18 protein-coding genes are annotated in these 23849 nt (G+C 68.5%); 5 read left to right on the top strand and 13 right to left on the bottom strand.

Annotated elements, in window-relative coordinates; translation table 11 throughout:
- The first annotated feature begins 115 nt into the window (after positions 1-115).
- Positions 116-562, top strand: coding sequence for a DUF6326 family protein (locus KL788_RS12300; protein ID WP_293172108.1), 447 nt, complete (start codon positions 116-118; stop codon positions 560-562).
- Positions 549-1238 carry a DUF2306 domain-containing protein gene (locus KL788_RS12295; protein WP_293172105.1) on the top strand — a complete coding sequence of 230 codons (690 nt, stop codon included), beginning with the start codon at positions 549-551 and terminating at the stop codon, positions 1236-1238. The genes KL788_RS12300 and KL788_RS12295 overlap by 14 nt, the downstream gene beginning before the upstream one ends.
- Here KL788_RS12295 and KL788_RS12290 read toward each other — a convergent pair.
- Positions 1165-2580, bottom strand: a complete 1416-nt coding sequence (locus tag KL788_RS12290; protein WP_293172102.1) for a phosphomannomutase/phosphoglucomutase — start codon at positions 2578-2580, stop codon at positions 1165-1167. The genes KL788_RS12295 and KL788_RS12290 overlap by 74 nt on opposite strands.
- A 37-nt stretch (positions 2581-2617) precedes the next feature.
- Complete coding sequence (locus tag KL788_RS12285; protein ID WP_293172099.1) at positions 2618-2830, bottom strand: DUF3499 family protein; 213 nt, start codon at positions 2828-2830, stop codon at positions 2618-2620.
- 52 nt (positions 2831-2882) lie between these two features.
- On the opposite strand from KL788_RS12285, the gene KL788_RS12280 reads away from it, so the two are divergent.
- The gene (locus tag KL788_RS12280) at positions 2883-3314 is read left to right on the top strand and encodes a metallopeptidase family protein (RefSeq protein ID WP_293172096.1); all 432 of its coding nucleotides are present in this window, start codon (positions 2883-2885) and stop codon (positions 3312-3314) included.
- A 10-nt stretch (positions 3315-3324) separates the two neighbouring features.
- Here the strand turns inward: KL788_RS12280 and KL788_RS12275 are convergent, their stop codons facing one another.
- The 7 genes from KL788_RS12275 to galE all read right to left on the bottom strand — a co-directional run bounded on the left by KL788_RS12275 (position 3325) and on the right by galE (position 15145).
- The gene (locus KL788_RS12275; protein ID WP_293172093.1) at positions 3325-4926 is read right to left on the bottom strand and encodes a DUF5719 family protein; all 1602 of its coding nucleotides are present in this window, start codon (positions 4924-4926) and stop codon (positions 3325-3327) included.
- Positions 4919-7948 carry a glycosyltransferase gene (locus KL788_RS12270; RefSeq protein ID WP_293172090.1) on the bottom strand — a complete coding sequence of 1010 codons (3030 nt, stop codon included), beginning with the start codon at positions 7946-7948 and terminating at the stop codon, positions 4919-4921. The genes KL788_RS12275 and KL788_RS12270 overlap by 8 nt, the downstream gene beginning before the upstream one ends.
- 84 nt (positions 7949-8032) lie before the next feature.
- Positions 8033-8353, bottom strand: coding sequence for a WhiB family transcriptional regulator (locus tag KL788_RS12265; protein ID WP_293172087.1), 321 nt, complete (start codon positions 8351-8353; stop codon positions 8033-8035).
- A gap of 154 nt (positions 8354-8507) precedes the next feature.
- Positions 8508-10838, bottom strand: a complete 2331-nt coding sequence (locus KL788_RS12260; RefSeq protein WP_293172084.1) for a cell wall-binding repeat-containing protein — start codon at positions 10836-10838, stop codon at positions 8508-8510.
- A gap of 94 nt (positions 10839-10932) precedes the next feature.
- On the bottom strand, positions 10933-12429 hold the full coding sequence (locus tag KL788_RS12255) for a cell wall-binding repeat-containing protein (protein ID WP_293172081.1): 1497 nt from the start codon (positions 12427-12429) through the stop codon (positions 10933-10935).
- Positions 12430-12565: 136 nt separating this feature from the next.
- Positions 12566-14017, bottom strand: a complete 1452-nt coding sequence (locus KL788_RS12250) for a cell wall-binding repeat-containing protein (protein WP_293172078.1) — start codon at positions 14015-14017, stop codon at positions 12566-12568.
- Positions 14018-14182: 165 nt separating this feature from the next.
- On the bottom strand, positions 14183-15145 hold the full coding sequence (galE, locus tag KL788_RS12245) for a UDP-glucose 4-epimerase GalE (RefSeq protein ID WP_293172075.1): 963 nt from the start codon (positions 15143-15145) through the stop codon (positions 14183-14185).
- Between the two features lie 20 nt (positions 15146-15165).
- Between galE and KL788_RS12240 the strand changes: the two genes are divergently transcribed.
- Both KL788_RS12240 and KL788_RS12235 read left to right on the top strand, forming a co-directional pair.
- Positions 15166-16200, top strand: a complete 1035-nt coding sequence (locus tag KL788_RS12240; RefSeq protein ID WP_293172072.1) for a glycosyltransferase family 2 protein — start codon at positions 15166-15168, stop codon at positions 16198-16200.
- A gap of 31 nt (positions 16201-16231) precedes the next feature.
- Positions 16232-16771, top strand: coding sequence for a dTDP-4-dehydrorhamnose 3,5-epimerase family protein (locus KL788_RS12235; RefSeq protein ID WP_293172069.1), 540 nt, complete (start codon positions 16232-16234; stop codon positions 16769-16771).
- A gap of 24 nt (positions 16772-16795) precedes the next feature.
- On the opposite strand, the gene KL788_RS12230 is transcribed toward KL788_RS12235, so the two are convergent.
- The 4 genes from KL788_RS12230 to KL788_RS12215 form a co-directional block, all read right to left on the bottom strand.
- Positions 16796-19228, bottom strand: a complete 2433-nt coding sequence (locus KL788_RS12230) for a cell wall-binding repeat-containing protein (RefSeq protein ID WP_293172066.1) — start codon at positions 19226-19228, stop codon at positions 16796-16798.
- 69 nt (positions 19229-19297) lie between these two features.
- Entirely contained in the window at positions 19298-21382 is a 2085-nt protein-coding gene (locus KL788_RS12225; protein WP_293172063.1) for a cell wall-binding repeat-containing protein, read from the bottom strand.
- A gap of 68 nt (positions 21383-21450) precedes the next feature.
- Complete coding sequence (gene manA / locus KL788_RS12220) at positions 21451-22626, bottom strand: mannose-6-phosphate isomerase, class I (protein WP_293172060.1); 1176 nt, start codon at positions 22624-22626, stop codon at positions 21451-21453.
- Between the two features lie 76 nt (positions 22627-22702).
- Positions 22703-23809 carry a hypothetical protein gene (locus KL788_RS12215; protein WP_293172057.1) on the bottom strand — a complete coding sequence of 369 codons (1107 nt, stop codon included), beginning with the start codon at positions 23807-23809 and terminating at the stop codon, positions 22703-22705.
- Between the last annotated feature and the right edge of the window lie 40 nt (positions 23810-23849).

The following is a 23849-nucleotide window of genomic DNA, read 5'->3' as shown; positions in this document are numbered from 1 at the left end:
AATCGTACAGCGTACGATCCATAGTACAGCGTACGACGTACGGTGTACGACTCTCCGTGCGACTCGACCCGCCGCCGCCCTGGCGACCGGAACCCTCCCCACGAAAGAAGAACCGATGTCCACCAGAACGACCACCGCGGCGCTGCTCGAGAACGCGCCGATCACCGTGCAGGCGAAGCTCGCCGCCGCCTGGACGAGCTTCATGTTTCTCTACGTCTACGTCGACGTGATCGGCTTCTACAAGCCGGGCGTTCTCGACGGCATTCAGAACGGCCTGGTCTGGGAGTTCGAGGTCAGTGCGGCATTGCTGACGACGTTCCTCGTCTCCGTGTCGATTCCGGCCGTCATGGTCGTGCTGTCGACGGCACTGCCCGCGCGCGCGAACCGCGTCTCCAACCTCGTCGTCGCGACTCTCTACATTCCCTTCACGCTCTTCAACGCCGTCGGCGAGACCGGCGAATGGCTGGTCTACTACGGCTTCGCCATCGTGGTCGAGGTGCTGCTGCTCGCCGCTATCCTGCGCTGGGCCTGGGCGTGGCCCCGAACCCGTGCCGTTGCCTAGGAAGTCGTACCGCGCGAGGGGCGGGTGGCTGGCGATCACCGGCCTCCTGCTCCTCGGGCTGCTGCCGGTGGTCGGCGGCGTGCTGCGCCTCGGTGACCTCAGCACTGACCCCGCCAGCGCGACGTCACCGGCCCTCGCGGTCGCGATCGTGGCGCACATCGTGGCGATGAGTGTGTTCTGCCTTGTCGGCGCCTTCCAGTTCTCACCGCTTCTCCGACAGCGGAGCGGGTGGCACCGTGCCTCCGGCGAGTGGCTCATCCCCATCGGGTTCATCGCGGCGCTCTCGAGCGTTCCGATCGGGGTCTTCTTCGGTGGCCCCGATGATGAACTGGCGCTGGCGCTGATCCGTGTTGTCTTCGCCGCCGCCATGACCGTCTTCCTGGTGCGGGCAGTCATCGCCATCAGCAGTCGAGACTTCACCGCGCACGGTGCAGAGATGACGCGCGCCTACGCGATCGCGGTCTCGGGCGGAACCCAGGCCCTCGTCGTCGCGCTGTGGACGATCCCCGTCGGCGACGTCGACGTCGCCGTCGAGACGTGGCTGGTCGCCGCGGGCTTCATGATCAACAGCGCTGTGGCAGAGCTGCTCATCAGACGACGCGTCAGGCGCGGATCAGGGCGAGCACCTCGTCGCGGATCGCGGCCATCGTTGCAGCAGTCTCGGCCTCCGCGTTGAGGCGCAGCAGCGGCTCGGTGTTCGACGGGCGCACCGAGAACCACCACCACGAGTCGTCGGTCGCGCCCGAGAAGGTCAGGCCGTCGAGCTCGTCGATCGACGCGCGGCCGTGGAAGGCCTCGAGAATGCGCGCGTAGGCGGCGGGCACGTCGGCCACGGTCGAGTTGATCTCGCCGCTCGCCGTGTAGGGCGTGAACTCGGCGGCGAGGGCCGACAGCGGCCCGTCGTATTCGCCGAACTGCGCGATGAGGTGCATGGCGGCGAGCATGCCGTTGTCGGCACCCCAGAAGTCACGGAAGTAGTAGTGCGCCGAGTGCTCGCCGCCGAAGACGGCGCCGGTCTCATGCATGACGTCTTTGATGAGCGAGTGCCCCACTTTGGTGCGCACCGGAATAGCACCAGCGGCCGAGATCGTCTCGGGCACGATGCGCGAGGTGATGAGGTTGTGCACGACGCGAATCTCGCCGGTCTCGCCCTGCGCCCGCACGCGCGTGATCTCGCGCAGCGCGACGATGGCCGCGACGGCGCTCGGCGTCACCGGCTGGCCGAGCTCATCGATGACGAAGCAGCGGTCGGCATCGCCGTCGAACGCGAGCCCGAGGTCGGCGCCGTGTTCGACGACGGCCTTCTGCAGGTCGACGAGGTTGGCGGGCTCGAGCGGGTTGGCCTCGTGGTTCGGAAAGGTGCCGTCGAGCTCGAAGTAGAGCGGGATGATCTCGAGCGGCAGCGCCGTCAGCCCCGCGGCGGTGCCGAGCACGGCAGGCACCGTGAGCCCGCCCATACCATTGCCGGCATCCACCACCACACGCAGGGGGCGCACAGCGCTGAGGTCGACGAGCTCGCGCAGGTAGGCGGCGTAGGGGGCGAGCACGTCGCGGTGCGAGATGGTGCCGACAGCATCCACGGCCTCAATCGCGCCAGCATCGAGGTAGGCCTGTGCGCGGTTGCGAATGCCGCCGAGTCCGGTGTCGAGGCTGATGCCCTGGGCACCCGCGCGGCAGAACTTGATGCCGTTGTAGGTGGCCGGGTTGTGGCTGGCGGTGAACATGGCGGCGGGCACGTTCAGGTGACCGCTGGCGAAGTAGGTCTGGTCGGTCGAGCACAGCCCGAGCATGATGACGGATGCGCCCCGCGCCTGGGCTCCGCGCGCGAATGCGGCGGCGAACCCCGGCGAGCTGTCGCGCATGTCGTGGCCGACCGCGAGCTCGGCACCCGCGGCCCCGAGTTCGTCGGCGAAGCCCGCGCCGAGCGCTTCGACGACCTCGTCGGTGAGCTGGGTGCCGACGAGTCCGCGAACGTCGTAGGCCTTGATGAACGAGGCGAGATCAGGGGTCGAGGTCACGACTCCAGGCTACTGGTCGAGGGGCGAGCGGGGCCGCTCAGCCGACTTCGCCGAGCGCGCTGTAGCGCACGATCTGCCAGCCGTTGGGGGCCGAGAGCCGCTCGCTGTGGCGATCGCACAAGTCGTAGCTGTGGGGCTCGGGCCGAGCGCTCAAGGGGCCCAGCACGGCCATCGAGTCGGCGTACACGTAGGTGAGGGTGCGCACAGCTGCTTCGCTGCACGCCACCTTGCTGCACGGTCGACCGATCATCGTGGGTTCAGCATACGGCGGGCGGCCGACGCGGCGGCGTTAGGCTGACAGCGTGGCACGAGCGAGCAGGCAGCACCCGAGCGCACGGGCACGCGCGCGGCACGGGCGCCACGGGCGCTCGCCCGTCACGGGGCCCCACCTGCCGCTCGCGCACACGCGCCGCGACCTCTTTGAGACCACGGTTCAGTCGACGGCCGAGTACCTCGTCGACCTGTGGCCCGACGAGCTCGCGAACCTGCGCATCGAGGTTATGCCGATGCCCGATCAGCCGAACCAGGTGCAGGGCGTCGCGCGCTGGAGAGTTAACGCGGATGAGCACCTCGTGGTGCTGTACCGCATCCCCATCGAGCGCATGAGCCGACTGCACCGCGACGATGATTGGCATCGACGCCTCATGGTCGAGAGCTGCGTCTTTCGGGCCGTGGGCGAGCTGATCGGCAAAGACCCGTGGGATCTCGCGCCGGAGCGCTTCCGGCACTGGTGAGCAGACTGACCTAGTAGGGCAGCACCGTCACCGGGCGTGCGGCCTGCGGCGGGGGCAGGATGCGCGTGCCCGCGAGCACCGCATCACCGCGGTAGCTCACGCTCGCGTGTAGAGGTGCGGTCGAGGTCAGCTGCACGGCCGCGTTCGTCGCGGTCTCGAGCACGAGGCCGCCGTCGGCGGGAACCACCACGGTGCGGCCGTCGACGGTGACGGTGGCCTCGCCCTCGGGGGCGAACAGGTGCAGGCGCGCCGTGACTGCGGTGCCGACGGGGGCCACGGCGGCGAGCACGTCAACGCCCGCCTCCATCGCCGGAGCGGGGCTAAACCACTCGAGGTCGAGGCCGGTCGTGCCCGCCGAACTGGTGCGCGCTGCCACGATGATCGGTTCACTCGCCTCGACGACAACGGCGTAGTCGCCGTCGAGCAGGTCGGTGAAGGGTAGGTCGACCACGGTCTGCGGCTCGAGCGTCGTGGTCAGCGCGATACCGGTGCCGTCGCCCTCAGGAATCAGGCGCACGGTGACCTGGGCGGGCGTGTCGCCCGGGGCGAGCATCCGCAAAGCCGTCAACGCATCGGCGCCGCCGTCTGCGGTGCTGCGCTCGAGCACGGCCTGGCCGTTGATGACCGGCAGCGCCGGAATCACGTGCCGCGTGGCCGGCGCGTCGATCGGCGTCACGATGCTGATGCCGCTCGGGTCGAGCCCGCGCACGACCGAGTGCTGCAGCGTCGCGGCGATTGACCCACCCGAGCTCGTCACCTCGATGACCGGCGACTCGACGTTGACCGCGATGCCGCTGAGCGGCAGCACACGCTGCTCGCCGGCCGCCACGATGATGCCGGTCGTGCCCGGGGCCTCGATGGGGCCGTTCTCGGCGATGATGCGCAGGCTCACTGTGGCGTCGACAGCGCCCGCGTTGCTGAGCACGATCCACGTGCTGCGGCCCACCGTGGTCGAACCACCCACGAGCCAGGCAGAGCGAGCAGGGGTGAGGCACTCGGCGGCGGCCAGCCCCGCGACGTCGGCCGTGGTCGGGCGCACCGACTCGCTCGCGGCGACCGCTTCTGCCGGAGCATCGCGCGGCAGAGTCACGACTGTGGCCGTGCCGTCGAGCGCATCGCTCTCGGCGATCGTCGACTCGACGAGCCCCGCACCCGCGCTGCGGCGCAGCGGCAGAGCGACGCCGGCCACCTGGGGGTCGTCGCCGCGCGTGACGCCCAGGGCGGCTCCGGCGCAGACGAGCGACTGGTCGCTGCGGTCGGGCGTCACGGTGATCGCGAGCGGCTCGGGGGCGAGCGCGGGGCTCGGCACGAACAGCACGCCGAGCGCGAGTGCAGCGGCGGCCCCCGTCGCGATGAGGGCGAGGGATGCGCGGCCGCTCGCGGCGAGCAGGGCCCGCGTGCGGCGCGGCTCGGGCTCGGGCTCGGGCGGCGCGTCAGCAGCGCCGCCAAAGTCGCCGTTCGTGGCACGTGTGCCCGAACTTTCGGCGACTCTCGCCACATTCGGCAACTCTGGGGTGGCGGCGGGCGGCGCCGGCGGCACGGCAGGCGTGGCGGCGGGCGGCTCGGCGGGGCTGGGCGTGCCGGGTGTGCTCGGCGTCTGCGGGTCAGTCATCGTCGTCACCTGCCTCGAAGGTCGCGGCGGGGCCCTCGTCAACCCCGGAGTCGACACGCGGGCGACGGGCACGCAGACTCGTCGGCGCGGCGAGCAGCAGCGTGAGGGCCAGGATGCTCAGCTGCACCCCGAGAATCACCGGCGTCGTGGCGGGCCGCACTGTCGAGGCCGCGCGGCTCTCGTCGTCGGCGACCACGCGGTACAGGCGTCCGGCGTCGGTGTCGCCGACGGGGGCCAGCTGCGCGTTGCCGTCGAGCGCGGCAACCGCGCTGTTGGCCTCGCCCGCAGGGCTATCGAGCAGCACGAACCGCACGTCGAGGGCGTCGAGCTCGGGGGTGAGGTCGCGGCCGCTCGGCGCGACGAGGTTGGCGACGATGGTGGCGAGCGACTGCGCGTCGGCGGCGACGACGCCGTCGCCCTCGGCGAAGGTCGCCTCGCCGCGCGGCACCTCGTCGACCAGAGCGGTGTCGAGCAGCGAGATGCCGAACGGCTGCGCACTCGTGCCGGGCAGACCGCTGCCGGAGAGCACCGCCGTCGAGAGCATCGTGCGCTGCTCAGCAAGGGTGACCCCCGTGCCGCGGTCGAGGCGCGCTGCGACGCCTGTCTCGAGCGGTGTGATGACGAGCGTGCCGAGCCCCGGGTCGGTCGCCGCCTCGGCGGCGACGAGAGCGGGCAGCGTGCGCGGCTCCCCCGCCCGCACGGCGGCCGTGCCCGTGAGCACCGTCGTCGCTGCCGGAGCCGCGACGACCGCGGCCGCCAACACGGCGAGCGTGGCGAGAACGGCGGCGAGCATCCGTCGACCGCGCACTGCAGCGCCGCGTCCCGCGACGAACGCATACGACGACCCCGGCACGGTGCCCGGCCGGGCTCCGAGCCCGTCGAGACCGATCGCGGCCGCGAGCACGAGGCCGAGCGCGGTGAGGCTCAGCGCGGGGCCGACATCGATCGGCACGAGCTGCCCGCCCGCCACCGAGACGGCGACGCCCGAGAGCGCCCACGCCGAGAGCAGGCCCAGCGCGGCGAGCACGAGGGGCACGAGGCCGCGGCGACCGTCGGGCAGGGCCAGGCCGAGCAGAGCGAGCGCCACGACGGGCAGCATCAGCAGAGCGAGCACGACGCCGACGAGCGGCAGCCCCAGCAACGTCGCCTCGCCGAAGCCCGGCAGCAGCGCCTCGAGCGGGGCCAATAGCAGAGCCAGGTCGGGCCAGCCGAGCAGCAGCCCCGTCGGCGAGCTCGCGCCCGTGACGGCCGGCAGACCGGGGTCGGCTAGCAACCCAAGAGGCGTGCCGCGCACAAGCTGGTCGATGACGAGCGGGGCGAAGAGCGCGAGGGCGGGCACCGGCAGCGTCAGCAGGCGGCCGAACTGGCGGGGGTTCACGAGAATCCAGGCGAGCCACGCGAAGAGCAGCGCCGGCACGAGCGAGGGCGCCGACGCCGCCACGATCGCGCCGAGCAGGCCTGCGGCGCCCGCTGCGCTCCAGGAGCGCCCCGCGCGGGCGGCCGCGACAACGAGCCACGGCAGAGCGAGGTGCGCCACGATCGCCGCCGGGCGGCCCTCGGTGACGGCCACGATGAGCGCGGGCGACAAGGCCCACAGCACCGCGCCGACCGCGGCCGGGCCGGGCCGCCGCACGAGCTCGGCCGTCGCCCACCAGCCGCCGAGCGCCGCGAGCGGCAACGCGACAAGAACGAGCACGACGAGCGAGAGCGAAGGCTGCCAGAACGTCGTGAGCCCCAGCAGGGCGAGCACGAAGGCGAAGGGGTCGGCCGCGCCCTCGACCGTGCGCTCGAGCGCGCCGAGCAGGGCGGGCAGGTCGGCGGCGATCGGCGCGAAGGCTCCGCCGAGCAGAGCGGGGGCTCCGATGAGGGGCGAGAGCAGCGCGGCACCCAGCAGCGCGGCCAGCACGACCACGAGGGCTCCGCCGGGAGCGAAGGCGGGGCGCGGCGGGCGCGAGTCTTCTTGGGCGCTCAGACGGGCATCCCGTGCGATCGCCCGGCGCTGGCGCACCTCGTCGGGCGGCAAGCGCAGCGGGTCAATCGCCGCCCAGCCCATGGTGCGGCCGCGCGCGAGACGGCGTCGGGCGTTCGGCACGGCCGAGCCCGAGAACGCGACCGAGAGCGCAGCGGCGAACTCGGCTCCGACGAGCGTCGGGCGCTTGCGCAGCAGATGCCCGAGTGCCCGCACGATGGCGAGCGGCAGCAGGCTGAGCCAGTGCAACGGCACGGCGAGCGCGGGCGCATAGGTGAGGCGCCGGTGCAGCTGCGCGCGGCGGCGCAATCGGGCGAGGCCGCGCTGTGAGACCTTGGGGTGCGACCCCGGCCGCCCGGCGAGCACCGTGCCCTCGTGCACGAAGACGCGTGCCTGCGGCACCCCCACGACGCGGTGCCCCGCCAGACGGATGCGCACGCACAGATCGAGCGCCGCATCGACGGTCGTCAGCGCCGGGTCGAAGCCCTCGACCTGGTGGTAGGCGGCGCGGCGCACGAGCAGCCCGGCCTCGCCCATCGCGAGCACGTCGCTGGTGCGGTCGTGCTGCGCTTGGTCGAGTTCGCGCTCGGCGAGGGCGATCGAGGCGCCGTAGCGCGTCATCGTCTCGCCGAAGCCGGCGATGACGGTCGGATGCTCGGCCTCGAGCTGCTTGGGCCCCGCCACCGCGACGGAGGGCGCGATCTCGACAGCGCCGAGCAGACGCTCGAGCGCGCGCGGGTCGGGCGTGGTGTCGTGGCGCAGCAGCCACAGCCACTCATCGACGCCGCCGTAGGGCGAGCTCGCAGGCTCGACTGGCGGCACCGCCATGAGCGCACGGTGCACGAGCTCGCCGAGCGCGACCGACGTGCCCGCGCTGACGAACTGGGTGGGCCCGGCAGCGCTCAGCTGGGCCGTGGTCTCGTCGTCGCCCGCGGCGTCGACGACCACGAGCAGGTCGGGGCGGCGCGATTGTGCCGCGAGAGCATCCAGAGTCTGCTGCAGCACCTCGCCGCCGCGGCGGGCGAGAAGAATGGCGATGACGCGAGGCTGCACGTCTACGACCCTACGGTCATGGGCTGGTGACCGGGGTCACGAGCGGGGGTGTCGGCGAGACCGCGCACGCTGGCGCGGCGACGTTCACGCGCGGCGACGAAGCTTGCGGCGCTCGCGCTCGCTCAGGCCGCCCCAGATGCCGAAGCGCTCGTCGTTCTGCAGGGCGTACTCGAGGCACTCTGCCTTGACCTCGCACGTCGTGCAGATCTTCTTGGCGTCGCGGGTCGAGCCGCCCTTTTCAGGAAAGAAGGCTTCGGGGTCGGTCTGCGCGCACAGCGCGTCGGCCTGCCAGGCGAGCGCGTTGTCGTCGTCATCGACGGCCGAACGGCGGCGCACGCCCGGAACCCCGAGCCGAACAGGGTCGACGAACCAATCTCCGGGAACGGTGTTCCGGTACTCGCTCATCGTTTCTCCCCTTCCCCCACACGACCCCCGTTGCATGGGATGCCCTAATTACACTCGTGTCATTCGCTCGCGTCAAGTCGCGGATAGTAAAAGGTTCGACCCGCTATTCACAGTTGCGACGCGCCGCGAAAAGCGCTACGGCGGCGAGGGATGCTCAGCAGACGGTGCCAGCACGCACGTCATCGCTCAGCACACCGGTACCCCCTACAAGCGCAATCACATTGGTGCCGCTACGGAGCATCCTGGTGAAAGTGTCGAAAGGGATGCAATGTGGTTGCGACAGCAATAGCGGTGCGCCGTACGCTGCGGCGAACGGGCCCCCAGCTAGCGCGTCAGCGAAACCTGTACCCGTAGCGAGCACTGTCCACGCGTGGTCGTCGCCAAAGACCTTTGAGATTTCCCTCGCCGTAGCGTATCGATCTGTCCCGCCAAGACGGGTTACCTGTGGCCGCCCAGGCAGGGCTCGAAGCCCACTTTCGATAGCACCACTGATCGACCCGGTCATGCCCGCCAGGTAAATGTGATCGGGATCAAGGCTTGCCAGAACACTGCGCGTCTCCGTGTCAATAGTCGCAAGGCTTCCATCGAGCATCAATACTGCTCCGCCGAGGTGGGAAGCTGCGGGGCCAGCAGCTAGAGCGTCGGGGAAGTTCCGACCCGTGGCTAGGAAGAGCGCTGGCAGTGGAGATTGAGACGCAAAGGTGTCCAGCACGAGCATCCTTGATGTGGCGTAGCGATCTTCTCCCTCAATGCGGTCTACGTCCTCGGGCTCGTCGACGTACTGCTGCAACGCCCGTTCCGTACTCGCCGCGATAACCCCCGTGCCACCGACGACGACAATACGTTCCGGCTGAAGCTCCCGAAGCTCTTGAGCCACAGCGGGCGGAATCGAATCTCGTTGCACAAGCAACATGACTCCTCCGGCGGCGGCAGCAGCCGGGCCCGCGGAGAGAGCGTCCGCATAGCCGCTCCCATTCACGATGTAGACCGCTGGGGTTCGCTCGACCCTTTCGGAACGAAGCCACTCTGAAATCTTTACCGCGGTGGAATAGCGGTCCTCTCCGGCCACCCGATACGTGTCGATCCTGCCCGACTCCAACTGGGCGGGTTCGAGTACGACAGGTTCACCCTCGGCCACGTGAACTGATACTGCGTCCTCGAAAAGGTGCTCTTCGGGCCAATACCCGCGGGATACCACGATGAGCCCGTCGATGTTGCCGGACGGTCGAAACTCAACCCGGTATTCACCCGGTTGAAGCACTGGAGACGTGAACCGCCCGCCTGTGGTGAATGGGGCAACGGCGACGGCGTTCCACTCGCCGTCTTCAGGCTCGAGCTTCCAGAATACGACGCTGCCTCCCGACGCGTCGAAGTACCCGGAGAGGACGAGATGCGACACCGACAGCTGCCCATAGATTCGAGCAGTTGCCGCAGGCTTCACCTCTAGATCGGTGACGTGCTCGCCCCAAGCCACGTCGAACGGCACTCCCAAGGGCGCGTCATCGCTGCTGCCGACACAGGCATAGGCGAATGGTTGCGGCAATACCTGCGTGTGCGGTACGCACAGCGTGTAGGTTCCAGGCTCAATGTCGGTCAAGACAAATTGGCCGTTGCCGTCTGCTGTTGTTGACCGAGCCGTAATCCCGTCGGCATTGACGAGACGAACGCTCACCCCGGCACCCGGAATGTGGCCGGTCGGCTTCTGAATGACAACGGTGCCGGAGACCTTGGGGGTGTAGGGCACGACCATGTGGAGATCGGAGATCGCCTGCCCTGAACCCACAACGATGGAACTGGATTCGGCGAGGGTAGCGACCGACGGCCAGTACACAGTGTGGAACCCTGACGACGGTATGCCAGCAAAACGATACTCACCAGGTCTGAGGCGACTGTAGGTCAGAACCCCGGTCGTCCCGTTGTAGCGAATAGTGGGGAGAGCGGCAGCTCCCGCGCCTTCCCCAGCCGGAGGTTGATAGACATAGTCGTAGTAGTCAAACCGCTGCAGAATCTCGCCCGCCGGCCCACGAATCGTCACGCTGAAAGAGCCTTCCTTCAGCAATTCTTGCTCGATGACGGTGGTTTCGCCGACACTGACCGCCACGATTTCGGCTGCCTCTGCCGTCATCGCTCCACCGACGTATGTACTTACCCATGGACCTTGCGAGCCGTACTCGAAAAGCAGTCGGTAGTCCCCGACCGGCAGGTCCTCGAACAAGAAACTGCCGTCGCCTCGAACACTCGTCGAGACGGTGGGCGCCCCGGAAACGGGCAAAGCTCTCAGGGCGAGATACCTTCCATCGAGGAAGAGAGAGTTAGTCGGCGAACCGGTGAATGGGGTCCCTGCAAGCCCGACGAGCCGACCACTGACGCTACCCGTTTCGATGCCAGTCGCATGGGCGACAGTTGTGCCTGCCGTAGTAGCGGAACCGAGTACGAGCGCCACTGCGGTGAGTAGAGCGACGGAGGCGTGGCGCGCTGTGTGCATTCCGGTTCCTAGAGCGTGGAGGAAGAAGAATTCACAGGTCGTGAGCGCCTCACGGTGACAATACCTCGCGCACCATCTCAGATCAAACGAATGCTCAGCAGACGTCGGCGGCGAGTACGCGATCGCTGAGCACGCCGGTTCCGCCCACCAGGAACGCCTGGCTCACCAGCAGGTCGGCGATGCCCGAGGCCGTGCGCGCGTCGAGGCATTGCTGGGCGGAAAGGTAGAGCGGAGCCTGGAACGCCGCGGCCACCGGCCCGGCAGACAGAGCGTCGGGAAAGTCGTAAGCGTTGGCGATGAAGGCGAAGTCGGAGTACGCCGCAGAGTTGCGGAAGACGTACTCGTTGATCACCCTCGACGTCTCGAAGCGGTCTGCCCCCGCCAACCGTTGCGTGAACCCGGGGCCGCCCACCTCGGCAGCGATCGCCGCCGCGACCGCCGAAGAGATGACGCCCGTGCCGCCCGCCAGAAAGGCGTACGGGTCGTCGAAGCCTTCGATCAGTGCGCGCGTCGCGGGGGGCAGGCTGCTCGCTGAGCCGTCGACGAGCAGCACGGCGGTGTCGAAGAACGCGGCGGCGGGGCCTGCCGCGAGTGCGTCGGGAAAATCGCGACCCGTGGCGAAGAACAGGGTGATCAACTCGGTGTCTCCGAACGCATCGAGCACGATCGCTCTCGACGTCGCATAGCGATCAGGCCCGGCGACGCGGTCGACATCGGCGGGCGAATCGACGAACGCCTGCAACTCGGTCTCGACGCCGGCCGAGACCACCCCGGTGCCGCCCGCGATCACGATGCGTTCGGGGTTCAGTCGCGTCAGCTCGTCTCGGATGACGTCGGGAATGCTCGTGTCGTACACGGGCAAGAGCACTCCGCCCTGCGCGGCTGCTGCGGGCCCCGCCGACAGAGCGTCGGCGAAGCCGAAGGCGTTGACGATGTAGACGACCGGAGCGGGGCTGGTGCCGTCGAGCACCCCCGCCGACAGCGCGGCGGCGGTCTCGAAGCGGTCGAGGCCCGCGACGCGGTCGAAGCTGACGCTGAGCGGCTCGATGACCACGGTGCCCAGGTTCTGATTGAAGTCTTCGTTGAGCACAATCTTGTCGGCACCGAAGAACACCGGCTCGTTGTTCCAATAGGTGCGCGCCCCGGCCCCGACATCAAACGTGATGAACTCGATGCGGTAGGTGCCCGCCGTGAGGCTCGTCGAGAATTCGCCGTTCGGACCGAACGACCCGACCGAGGCGAGGTTCGCATACACGTCAGTGCTGACCTCGCGCCAGAAGCGGATGACCCCGTCGACTACCGGCGCAGTCGAATTGTTGGGCAGGCGATACTCGAGAACTCCCGAGACGGTCGGCGCCGCCGCGGGGCTCAGCTGCGGCTCGTCACGCTCGAGGTCGGCGGTGTCGGCCGGAAACTCGGTCAACCGCATCGCTGTCGGCGTCGACGAGCCCCACGTGCCGTCACTGACCTCGCGCTCGGGCGCGTCCGTCGGCTCGGCTGAGGCAGGCGCGAGCGCGAAGCTCGAGAGCGCGAGGGTGAGCGCGGCGATCGCAGCGAACGGGCGAACGGCATATCGGGTCGAACGAGGCATCGTGCTCCTAGTGGTGGGGTGGTTCGTGAGCACTCCCCGTGCGCACCGCTCTCGACGCTAGACGCGAGCATCTCTCGACTGCAACCGCCCTGTTCGGGGGTCACGTATCGACCCGCCGGCGCATGCGACTGCTCGACTACGGGCAGACCTCGCCGCTTTGCACGTTGGCGCTCAAGACGCCCGTGCCGCCGACCACGCGCACCTCGTTCGCGAGCACATCGAAAATGTCTTCGACCACCGCCTCGGGCACGCAGTCGAACTGCGAGAGGTAAATCGGCGAATCGAACTGGCCTGCGATGGGCCCTGCCGCCAGAGCGTCGGGGAACGAGAAGGCGTTCGCGAGGTAGGCGTAGTCCGCCGCCGGGAAGAACTGCAGGGCGACCTCGACAGAGGTCAAGAATCGATCGGCTCCGGCGACGCGCGTGACCTCGGGCGCGATCGTGACGAGTTGAGAACCGATGGCCGCCGACACCGACCCCGTGCCCCCGATGATGTAGACGGGCACATTGAGCGCATCGATGAGGTCGCGAGTCGCCGGGTCGAGCGACCCCACCGAACCATCGACGAGCAGCAGGGCCCCATCGGCCATCGCCGTCGCGGGCACGGCGCTCAACGCGTCGGGAAAACCACGGCCGGTGGCGATGAAGAGTGCATCGACGCTGGACGCGAAGCCGTCGTCTGACGTGAGCACCTGACGAGACGTGTCATAGCGATCGGCACCCGCGATGCGGTCGACGCGCGACGCATCGTCGTCGACGAAGGCGACCAATGCCGCCTGCACGGCGTTCGAGACCACTCCCGTGCCCCCGATGATGACGATGCGCGAAGGATCGAGACGCGTGAGCTCGGCCTGTGTGGCGGAAGGGATGGCATTCTGCTCGACCATCAGCAGCACGCCGCTCGAGGCCGCAAGGGCTCCCCCTGAGAGGGCGTCAGGAAAGGTGAAGCCGTTGACGATGATCACGGTGGGTCCGGAGCTGTTGGTGAAGCGCGACTCTGACAGCGAGACTGCCGTCGCGAACCGATCGGGGCCCGAGAATCGGTCGTCGTTGATGGTGCGCGATCCCAGAACAGTCGTCTCGAAGTCGGTCGTGACGTTGGCGTCGAGCGCCAGCGTCTGTGCATTGATGCGCAGCGGCTGGTTGTCTGACCCGTTGTTGTTGAACCACTCACGTACCGGCAGGGCGACATCAGTTCGCGAGAAGAAGGCAATGTTGTAGTCGCCCGGCGGCAGGTCGCTGATAGAGAAGTCGCCGTTCGGGTCGGTAAATGCCGTGCTGACCAGCTCGTAGGGCGGGTCTGCCGAGTAGAACTGAGCGCCGCCGTCCGTCACCGGCACGGGCGATCCGCCGGGCTGCGTGATGAGCAGGGTGCCCTGAGCTGAGGCATCGCCGTCTGCCACAGGGGCGAGCTCACCCGGGGTCGACTCGAGGTTGTCGGCACGATCGCTCGTGCCGCTGCGGTAATCGACGTCGAACGTGCTGTCAGGCTCCGTGGTCGCCGCAGCAGGCGCCGCCGCGAGGCCTCCGCCGAGGGCGAGAGCGGCCAGCAGTGCCAGCGGGCGAAGAGTCATCGAGAGTCGGGTCATGAGCACGCTTTCGTCGAGCAGAACGGGGGCGAACGACTGCGATGTGCACAGCGCGGTCCACGATCGGGCGATATCGAGTCGCCCTCACGACGAGACTATGGTCGTGCCCAGCGCTTGGCAAGGGTGCGACGATCGCCGTATTTCAGCACCGAACACCGTGGCGACCTAGACGGATGCGCTCCGGGCCTGCCACGCCGACTCGACCATCTCGGCGAGCGTGTGGCGCATGGCCCAGCCGAGGTCGCGGGCGGCGAGCTCGCCGCTCGCCACGATGCGCGGCGGATCGCCGGGCCGCCGCTCGGCGAGCTCGGGCTCGACCTGCAGGCCGGTGACCTCGGCGACAGCATCCATGATCTGACGCACCGAGACGCCGTCGCCCGAACCCAGGTTGTAGGCGGGCTCCAGACGGTCGACCGCCTCAAGACGGCGCGCCGCCTCAACGTGCGCGAGCGCCAGGTCGGCCACGTGAATGTAGTCACGCACGCACGTGCCGTCGGGCGTCGGGTAGTCGGTGCCGTTGATGCGCGGCTGCCGCCCCTCGACGAGGGCGTCGAACACGAGCGGAAAGAGGTTGTGCGGGCTCGTGTCGCGCACGGCGGGGTCACCCGAGCCGACCACGTTGAAGTAGCGCAGACTCGTGTGCCGCAGGCCTGCGGCCACCTGCTGATCGCGCAGCAGCCACTCGCCGATGAGCTTCGACTCGCCGTAGGGCGACGTCGGGTTCTTGGGGGTGTCTTCGATCACGAGGTCGACGTCGACGGCCCCGTAGACCGCTGCCGACGACGAGAACACGCACTGGTCGACGCCGTGCTGCTGCATCGACTCGAGCAGGGTGATCATGGCCGTCACATTCTGCTCATAGGTGTGCAGGGGGCGCTGCACGCTCACCCCGGCGTACTTGAAACCTGCGACGTGAATGACCCCGGTGACGGCGTGGTCGGTGAGCGCAGCATCCACCGCGGCTCGATCGAGAAGCGATGCGCGCACGAAGGGCACGGTCTCAGGAACGAAGTCGGCGTGCCCGCTCGAGAGGTCATCGAGAACGACGGGGCTGAGCCCGGCCTCGGTGAGGGCACGCACGACGTGGGCTCCGATGTAGCCGGCGCCGCCGGTGACAAGCCAAGACATGCTCTTAGGCTAGGCCCACCGTGTATCTGCCCGACCACCACCCCCACACCGCGAGCGCTCGCGTGACGCTCGTCGTCGTCGCGCTCGGGCGCACGCAGCGGCTCATCGACTGCCTGACCTCGCTCGTCGAGCACGAGGCGAGCACGCCCTTCTCGATCGTGTGCGTGATCAACCCGCTCGGCGTGCCGGTCGATGCGTCGATCGCCGCTCAGGTCGACGCGTTCGAGGTGCGCACGGTCGAGCCCGAGCTGAACCTGGGCTGGGCGGGCGGCCTGCACGTCGGGCGTCAGCACGTGAGCACCGAACTCTTCGTGTGGGTGCAAGACGACATGGTGGTGTTGCCCGGTTGGCTCGACGCGCTCGTCGACGCGGCCGACGAGCACCCCGAGGTGGGCGCATTCGGCTCGGTGCGCGTTGACGAGGTCGGCGCCGTGCAGCGCTTCAACGGTGGCTGGTGCGTGCCTGATGATCTGCTCACCTGGAGCAGTACCGACAGCTCGCACGTCGACCGCCCCGAGGGTGTCGCGCGCCGTGACTGGGTGACGAGCAAAGGCCTGCTCGTGCGCACGCGCGCTTGGGATCACGTCGGCGGCGCCGACCCCTCGCTTTACCCGCTCACCTACGTCGACCTCGACACGTGCTCGCACCTGCGCGCACACGGCTGGGGGGTCGCGCTCGTGGGTGCGGCGACCACCCTGCATGGCGGTGATCAATCGGCCCCGGGGATGCTGCGCCTCTACCTCAACGACCGCCTCACCCCGCGCGTTCACGAGCGGTGGAGCACGGTCGTGGCCCAGCTGCCCGAGGGTGCCGCGCGCGCCGTGCCGCACGACTGCACCCGCGAGCGCGCGGCCGAGGTCGAGCAGTGGTGCGCGCGCGAGGCCGCCGACATCGTCGTGCAGTTCGGGCGCTGGGCTGAACGTCGACGACGCGAGCAGGCCGCCGAGCTCGATGCCGCCCGCGATGAGCTCGCTGCGACCCGCAGCACCGTCTCGTGGCGCCTCACGGCGCCCTTGCGAAGCGTGCGGGCGCTGGCCCGACGAACTCGTCGCTGACCACGCTCGACGCCCAGGGCATACTGAGGGCATGTCGACCGAACGCCCCTTGCCGGGCACCCCCGATGTGCAGACCGTGACCCCCGATGGGCAGTCGACCGCGACGGTGATCGACGGCGTCATCACGCGTCGACCGGCGGTGCACGTCGACCATCGAGGCTCGCTGCACGAGTTGTGGAACGGGCAGCCCGATCTCGGCCCTGAACCGATCGTGCACGTGTATCAGACCTCGCTGCGCCGGGGCCAGATCAAGGGGTGGGCGCGCCACGAGCACAAGGTCGACCGCTACACCATCGCGGTCGGCGAGATGCTCGCGCTGCTCTTCGACGGCCGCCCCGGGTCTTCGACCGAGGGGGTTCTGCAGCGCGTGCACCTGACGGCGCGGGGCACGATGCAGATGCGTATTCCGGTCGGGGTCTGGCACCTGCTCATCAATCTCAGCGAAGCCGAGACCCACTTCATCAATATGCCGACGCAGCCCTATGTGTACGGCCAGCCCGACCGCATTCTTCTGCCGTGGGATTCTGACGAGATTCCTGTCGACGTGCGGTCGTACCTGCCCAAGTTCTAGGAACAGAGGCGTGGGCAGTCGACGTCAATCGAGATACTGATCGACGACGCGTTGCACCGCGGTGATCTGGCCGCGCGTGGCACTCACGCCGCATGTTCGCCCGTTTTTCGCGGCTTCTGACACAGAACCGATGCCACCCAGCACGACGATCTCACGGGCACCCAGGTCTTCCACCGCGTCGACAACGGCCGGCAGCAAGCAATTCTGAGGAGTCAGGTAGAGCGGAGCGCCATTACGCGCCGCGAGGGGCCCACCGGCGAGCGCGTCGGCGAATCCGGTGCCGGTGGCGACGTACAGCATGTCGACGCCGCCCGGGGTATCCCAGACGAACGGCTCTCCGTCAGGCAAGAAGATGCTGTTGAGAATCTCAGCTGTCTGGTAGCGATCGTTGCCGCCGGCCCGCGCCAGATCCGCTCCCCGCTGAAACAACTCATTCTCGATGCCGACGCTGACGCTGCCCGGCCCACCGGCAATGATGAACAGAGGCGGATCCAGCTGGTTCACGAGAGAGCGGGTTGCCGCATCGAGAGATGAGCGGGTGCCGTCGACGAGCAACACCACGCCGCCGAGAGCCGCGGCGATCGGCCCTGCAGCCAAGGCGTCGGGGTAGTTGGCTCCCGTGGCGATCACCACCGGTACAGCGGTAGCGCCCTCGAGGCCCGAACTGATGACGGCTCGCGAAGTCGCATACCGGTCGGGCCCGGCGTGGCGCTCGACCCGATGTGGCGCGTCAACAAAGGTCGCCAATTGCGTCTGAACAGCGCTGCTCACGCTGCCGGTGCCTCCTACGATCACAATGCGGTCGGGGCGCAGCCGCTCGAGCTCGGCGACGACGCTCGGCGGAATACGGTTCTGCTCCACCAGCAAGAGCGCTCCGCCCGATGCCGCCACAACGGGGCCGGCGGCCAAGGCGTCGGGGTACACGAGCCCGTTGGCGATGTAGACCACGGGTGAAAAGTCGGCGAGAAACTCTGAGCTGAACATCTCTGTCGAGATCGCCACTCCGGTCGCGAACCGATCGGCGCCGGAGACGCGATCTGTCGTCGGTGGAACCGGATTGACGACGGCGCCATTCAGCGGGAGTGCCTCACCCTCTCGCACCGGGACGATCGGCGCGTCGGCAAAGCGGGTGATGCCGCCTGGCCAGTACTCGCGGTAGTTCTTGTCGTCGACCGCATACTGCAGCTGCACCCGGTAGTCGCCGGCTGGCAACGGTCCACTCATGAAGCTGATGCCACCGCCGATCGACATGTCTTGGCCTTCATTCACCCAGTAACCCAGGTCTTCGTCGAAGCGCCAGAAGACGGCGATGCCGAAACCGGGCGTGAAAAAAGGGTCAGAAGCGGGCGGGTTGAGCAGCTCAATCGAGGGCACCGCGAGCCGTGATGCGCCCTGCACCGCCAAGTCGATATCAGGGGTGGTGCCGTCGCCGACGACCACCGGAATGCCCTGAGGGTTCAGTTCATCTTCGCCGTAGCAATAGTCGAAGATGCCCTGCTGACCCGTACCCGCTTGATCAGAAATGCAGACTTGATACGAGCCCGGTGCGAGACCAGGGAGTCGATACTCTCCGAGCGCGTACACGTACACATCGCGCATCGTTCCCGCGGTCGTACCCGGAAAAGGTCGAGCCCGAATGAGCGAGAAGATGGGAAGGGTGACCGAGGGGTCTCTCTGCACTGACAGCTCGCCGACGATGCGGGGCGTGGGTGGCAACGCAACGTCGAACGACACCTGCTCGCTGAGGCCGACAGAGATCGGGACCGCGTCTTCGAGCGTTAGCGATCCGTCGTTGTAGACCGTCTTCCACGACACGCCAGAATTGACCTCACGGAAGCGCACCACGTAATCGCCCGGGGGCAACCCGCCGATACCGTAGCTCTGAGTCGCGATGTTGAACAGCGACGAGGCCCCCACGCCCGATGGGCGGGCCTCGGTGTATCCGACAGGGCCGCTCATGATCGTCACCTCACCGCTCAGGATGGGTCCGTCGCTGCCCGACATAGCCCCCGTGATCGAACCGGGACGATAAAGCTGAATCTCACCGAGCGATCGCGTCTCACCGGGGTCGAGAACGATCGGAACGGTCGTGTCATACGTGAAGGCGCCGTCATAGTACGTACGCAGGAGCGACCCGTAATTCGACCCGGCCGAAAAGAGAATGCGGTGCTCGACTCCTGCCTCAAGACCCGTGAGCGTGAAGGACCCATCGGCCGCGACGGCCGCGCTCGTGATGGTTGTAATGCTCAAGTTCGGACGCTCGACCGTCAAAGCCCGCAACTGCGGATTGCCGACGGGCACGGAGAGGCCGAAGGGCATCACGACCGTGCCGGTAACGGTCGCCGTCTGGGCGTCTGCACGGGCAGCAGGCGCGGGCGTCATGAGCGTTGCCGCGATGAGTGCGCCGGCGATGGTGAGAGCCGTCAGAGATCGCGCGGGGTGCGAAGAGATGAGCACGTGAATCCTTCGGGACGATGAGGCGGCATCGGCCACTGCCGTGCATCGGCACGATTCTACGATGGAAACTCAGCGCTGCGGGTAGTCGAAGTAGTTGCGTAGCGAAGAGGAGTGAATGTAGACGTATCGGCCGCCATAGCCGACCTGATACCAGTCGCGGGCGCTCGCGTAGGCCTCGACGCGGGTGCCTGCAGGAATCACGCCGAGCTGCGTGTTGCCGGCGTACTGGTAGTACGCGACCGAGCGCGTCGTGACCAGGTTGAGCGAGCTGTATGCGGCCGTCGAGGTTACGGGCCCGGCGAAGTGCTCGTAGACCACCGTGCCGATGGCCCGCACGCCCGCAGCCGTCGCGTTGCGGCTGCCGATCACCGAGACGACGAAGGGGCCGGTCGGAGCCGACACGATCGCCACGTCGGCGTGAATGTAGCCACTGCCGACCCACAAGTAGCCGGTCTTGTTGGCGATCGGAATACCGGGCGGCATACCCGCGGGCAGCCGGTGCCGCCAGACCTGCGTCTCGAGCAGCTCGATGAAGTAGTCGGTGAGCTCGGGGCTCAGCAGCTCGCCCCGATGCAGCCGCGTGAGCAGCAGCGTCACATCGTTCGTGCTGGTGTGCTTCGACGAGTAGTAGGCGCCGTTGCCGCTCGTGCCCTGATAGACCGTGCGCGTGTAGCCCTCGGCCCAGAACTGGTCGTTGAGGGCTTGATTGCCGATGAGAGCGACCAGATCCCAATGGCAGTAATTGTCAGAGACGTGCAGGATGACCCGCAGGCACTCTTGCACGCTCACGCCCGATCGGGTCGGGGTCGTCAGTGACAGCAGCCCGCGGTCGACGCGGTCGAGAATCGCATAGGCCACGAAGAGCTTCATGACGCTCGCGGGCTCTTGCATGACGGCGCCGTTGATGCTCACCACGGTCTCGAGGTTGCCGAGCTCTCGCACGCTCACCGAGTAGCTGCCCGCGAGAGAGCGCAGGCGCAGATTCAGTGCGGCCACGAGTTCGGCGATGCTCGTCGCGCGGTCATCGGCGATCGTGCTGCACTCGTCGAGCGCCGCGACACGGGCGCTGAGAACCCCTTCGCCGCCCAGCAGTGTGACGCGATCAACCTGCAGTGTGTCGATCATGGCCTCGCGCGCTGTGCGAGGCAGGCACGTCGGGCTCGACAGGTAAAGCGGGGCGCCCTCGACGGCCGCGAGCACGGCGCCTGACAGGGCATCGGCGTACCCCGCGCCGGTGGCGACGAAGGCGCGCTCAGCCGTCTCGAAGGCATAGGCGTTGATCGCCACGGCGGTGCTGTAGCGGTCGAGCCCCGCGAGCCGCTGCACCTGATCGACCTGGGCGTCGAGCGCCATCGCGAGTTCGCTCGAGATGACGCCGGTGCCGCCCGCGACCAGCACGGTCTGCACCGAGCGCGCCGCGATGAGTGCCAGAGTCTGCGACGTCGGAGTCGAGGTGAGCCCGTCGACGAGCAGCACGGGCGCACCCTGCGAACCGGCAGCGGCGGCCGCCGCGAGCGCGTCGGGATAGTTGCGGCCGGTCGCCAGATAGAGAGTGTCGCTGGGGGGTGCGAATTCGGTGATGAGCGCTCGCGAGGTCTCGTAACGGTCGGCGCCGAACACGCGGCGCACCTCGGGCGCGAACGCGCGGGCGGCCTGTTCGACGGCGGAGCCGACGACGCCCGTGCCGCCGACGATGATGATCTGGGCGGGGTTGAGCCGATCGAGCTCCGCTGCCACGACCGCGGGCAGCGTGTTGGTGCTCGTGAGCAGCAGGGGCCCGTTGAGCGCTGCAGCAACAGGAGCAGAAGACAGGGCGTCGGGGTAGTCGGTGCCGCTGGCCAGAAACACGATGTCGGCACCGCTCGAGAATGCCTGGGTCGAGACGGCCACGGCCGTCGCATAGCGATCGCCGCCGCTGATGCGGTCGGCAGCGGTCGCGGCGCTCGCAGCCAGGGGGTCGTTCTCGACGGTGCGCGCATTCTCGTCGGGGGTCTCCGCGACAGGTTCGTCGACCGCGGGCACCTCGACCGCAGGCACCTCGACCTCAGGCGCCTCCACCGCGGGCACCTCGCCGTCGGGCGCCGGGTCGACGAGGGCTCCGCCCGAGAGCAGCGCTGCGAGCACGACGACAACTGCTGACCGCAGAACCCCCATGAACGCTCACCCCCCGGTGCGTAGCCTTCAGGCTACCCGACCGGTCTGTGCGTGGCGCGGTCGGCGCGCTAGGCCGCGGGATGCTCGCCCGTCGCCACCACCACCCGACCTTCTCCGCGGATGCTGAGCTCAGCATCGTCGCAGAACGCAGCCTGCCCGCGCTCGAGCGCGAGCGAGCCCTGCAGCCTGACGCGCCCCTCGAGGCACAGCGCGATGGCGTGCCCGCGAGAGTCCACCGTCACACCGCGATGAGCGGCATCGGTATCGATGACGGTCAGGGCGAAGTCGACGACGTCGGGCTCGAAGCGCTGCACGCCGGCCGAGATCGTTCTGGGCGCGATGCGCGGCTCAGGCACGGGTCGGGTGTCGAGCACGGTCATGAGCTCGGGCACGTCGACGTGCTTGGGGCTGAGCCCGCCCCGCAGCACGTTGTCGCTCGCGGCCATCACCTCGATCGCGAGACCCTGCTGGTACGAGTGGATGTTGCCGGTCGGCAGGTAGAGCGCCTCGCCCGGACGCAGCACGACCGTGTGCATGAGCATCGAGAGCACGATGCCCGGGTCGCCCGGGTAGTGGTGGGCCAGGCGGCGCACGGTCGCCCAACTCTCTGTGTCGAGCGGGCGATGCTCGAGGCGGCGGGCATGGTCGGTGACAGCATCCACCAGTTCGGCGACGCCCTCGCCCCGCCCGATGAGCCAGCGCACGACCTCGGGCAGCGCGTCGTCACCCGTGAGGCGGTCGAGCAGAGGTGCCAGCCGCGCTCCGGCCCCAGGGTGCTCGGCCTCAACCGGGTTTGCAGCCTGCTGCAGTTCGGCTCGCGCTTCGTCGATGGGCCGGAAGCCGGCCAGCGCGATGAACGGGTCGCTCAGCGCGTAGATGAGCTCGGGCTTATGCAGCTCGTCTTTGTAGTTGCGCGTCGGGTCGTCGAGCGCGATGCCGGCCGCGTTCTCGCGCGCAAAGCCCTCGCGCGCCTGCGCGATCGTCGGGTGCGCCTGCAGCGAGAGCGGCTCGGCGGCGGCGAGCACCTTGAGCAAGAACGGCAGCTTCTCGCCCCGAGCCGAGAGGTAGGCGGCGAGGTCGGGTTCGTCAGACCCGCCCACGATGCGCGCGGGCGAGCCGGGGTGGTCGCCGAGCCACAGCTCGGCCTCGGGGCGGCCTGACGGTGCCGTGCCGAGTAGTTCGGCGATCGCCGTGGTCGAGCCCCAGTCGTAGGGGCGCGGGATGTTTTCGATGCGCAGCAGCACGGGTCCTCCTCAGCGCGAAGCTCTCACGCTAGCCGAGATCGACTCGGTGACGGCCGTTGCTGCGGCTGGCACGCGCCTAGGGGGTGCCGAATTCGGCGACGACCGCATCGACCACTCTGGTCGATGCTTCGATCGCTGCCTGCCGATCGAAACTCACACCGCCCGTGCTCACTTCCACGACGACGATGCTGCCGTCGATCGCGACCCACAGCCAGGCCTGAGTGGGCTCGGCCTCACTCGGCCAGTCCACCACCGAAGCCGCGAGCGCACCGGGGTAGTCGATCGCGGTGCCCGGCAAGGGCGTTCCTTGCTCAACGATCCACGCTGCCCCGGGCGCGATCTCGACAGAGACACTCCCATATTGCTCGCCGCTGCCGTACCACGAGCAACTCGTTGCCTGCTGGCGGCGTTCGGCCTCGTAGAACATCGAGAATCCGTCGCCGCTGCCGATGATCGTGGGCGGCATGACCTCGAACGGCATGGCTGCGCGAATCGCGGCATCTGACGCAGCCACCTCCGTTTCGCAGGTGTGCGCCCAGGTCAGGGCTCCCTCTGGAGCCGCCCAGGCCGGAGCAGGGGCCGGCCAGGCGAGTGCACGGTCACCCAGGTCGGCCGCGAACGACCGAAACGACTGCTCGAAGTCGGCCGCAACGGGACCGTCGGGGCTCGTCGAGAACTGCAGCACGTAGCCGCCCGCGAAGATCTCAGTCACGCAATACGAATAGGTATCGACGGGGATGCACTCGCTGTACGACAGCTCGCCTCCGACATTCGTCCCCAGGCCGTACTCCTCGGCGAACTCGATAGATCTCTGAATCACGGCCTCATCGATCTCGACCCCCACCACCGTCCTGATCTCTACCGGTGTCGCCCCTATCGCGCCAGAGATGGTGCAGTACTCAAACCCGGCCTGGTCCACGGTCGCCTTGAGCAGCAGTGAATCGAGGGCGACGTCGACCGCCGGGCCCCCGGTGAAGCCGTCAACACCCGCGAAGAGTTGCTCGCACGTCATCGGCACGCGTGAGCCTGGTGCGGAGGGTGCCGCGATGGTCTCGGTCGGCGTCGGGGCGATCGTCTGCGTCGGTTGAGCCTCGGGTTCGGGTTCGGGGGCGCACGCCGCAAGAGCCAGCACGACCAGTGCCACCGTGGGTAGAGCAGTGACAACGCGCTGCAATGAGCTCATGCCGCCAGCATACGAAGCCGAGAAGACCTCGGGCGCATCC

Origin of the sequence: Microcella sp. (genome assembly GCF_019739195.1) — a bacterium.
Taxonomy (GTDB): Bacteria; Actinomycetota; Actinomycetes; order Actinomycetales; family Microbacteriaceae; genus Microcella.
This window is presented reverse-complemented; position numbering and strand designations above follow the sequence as displayed.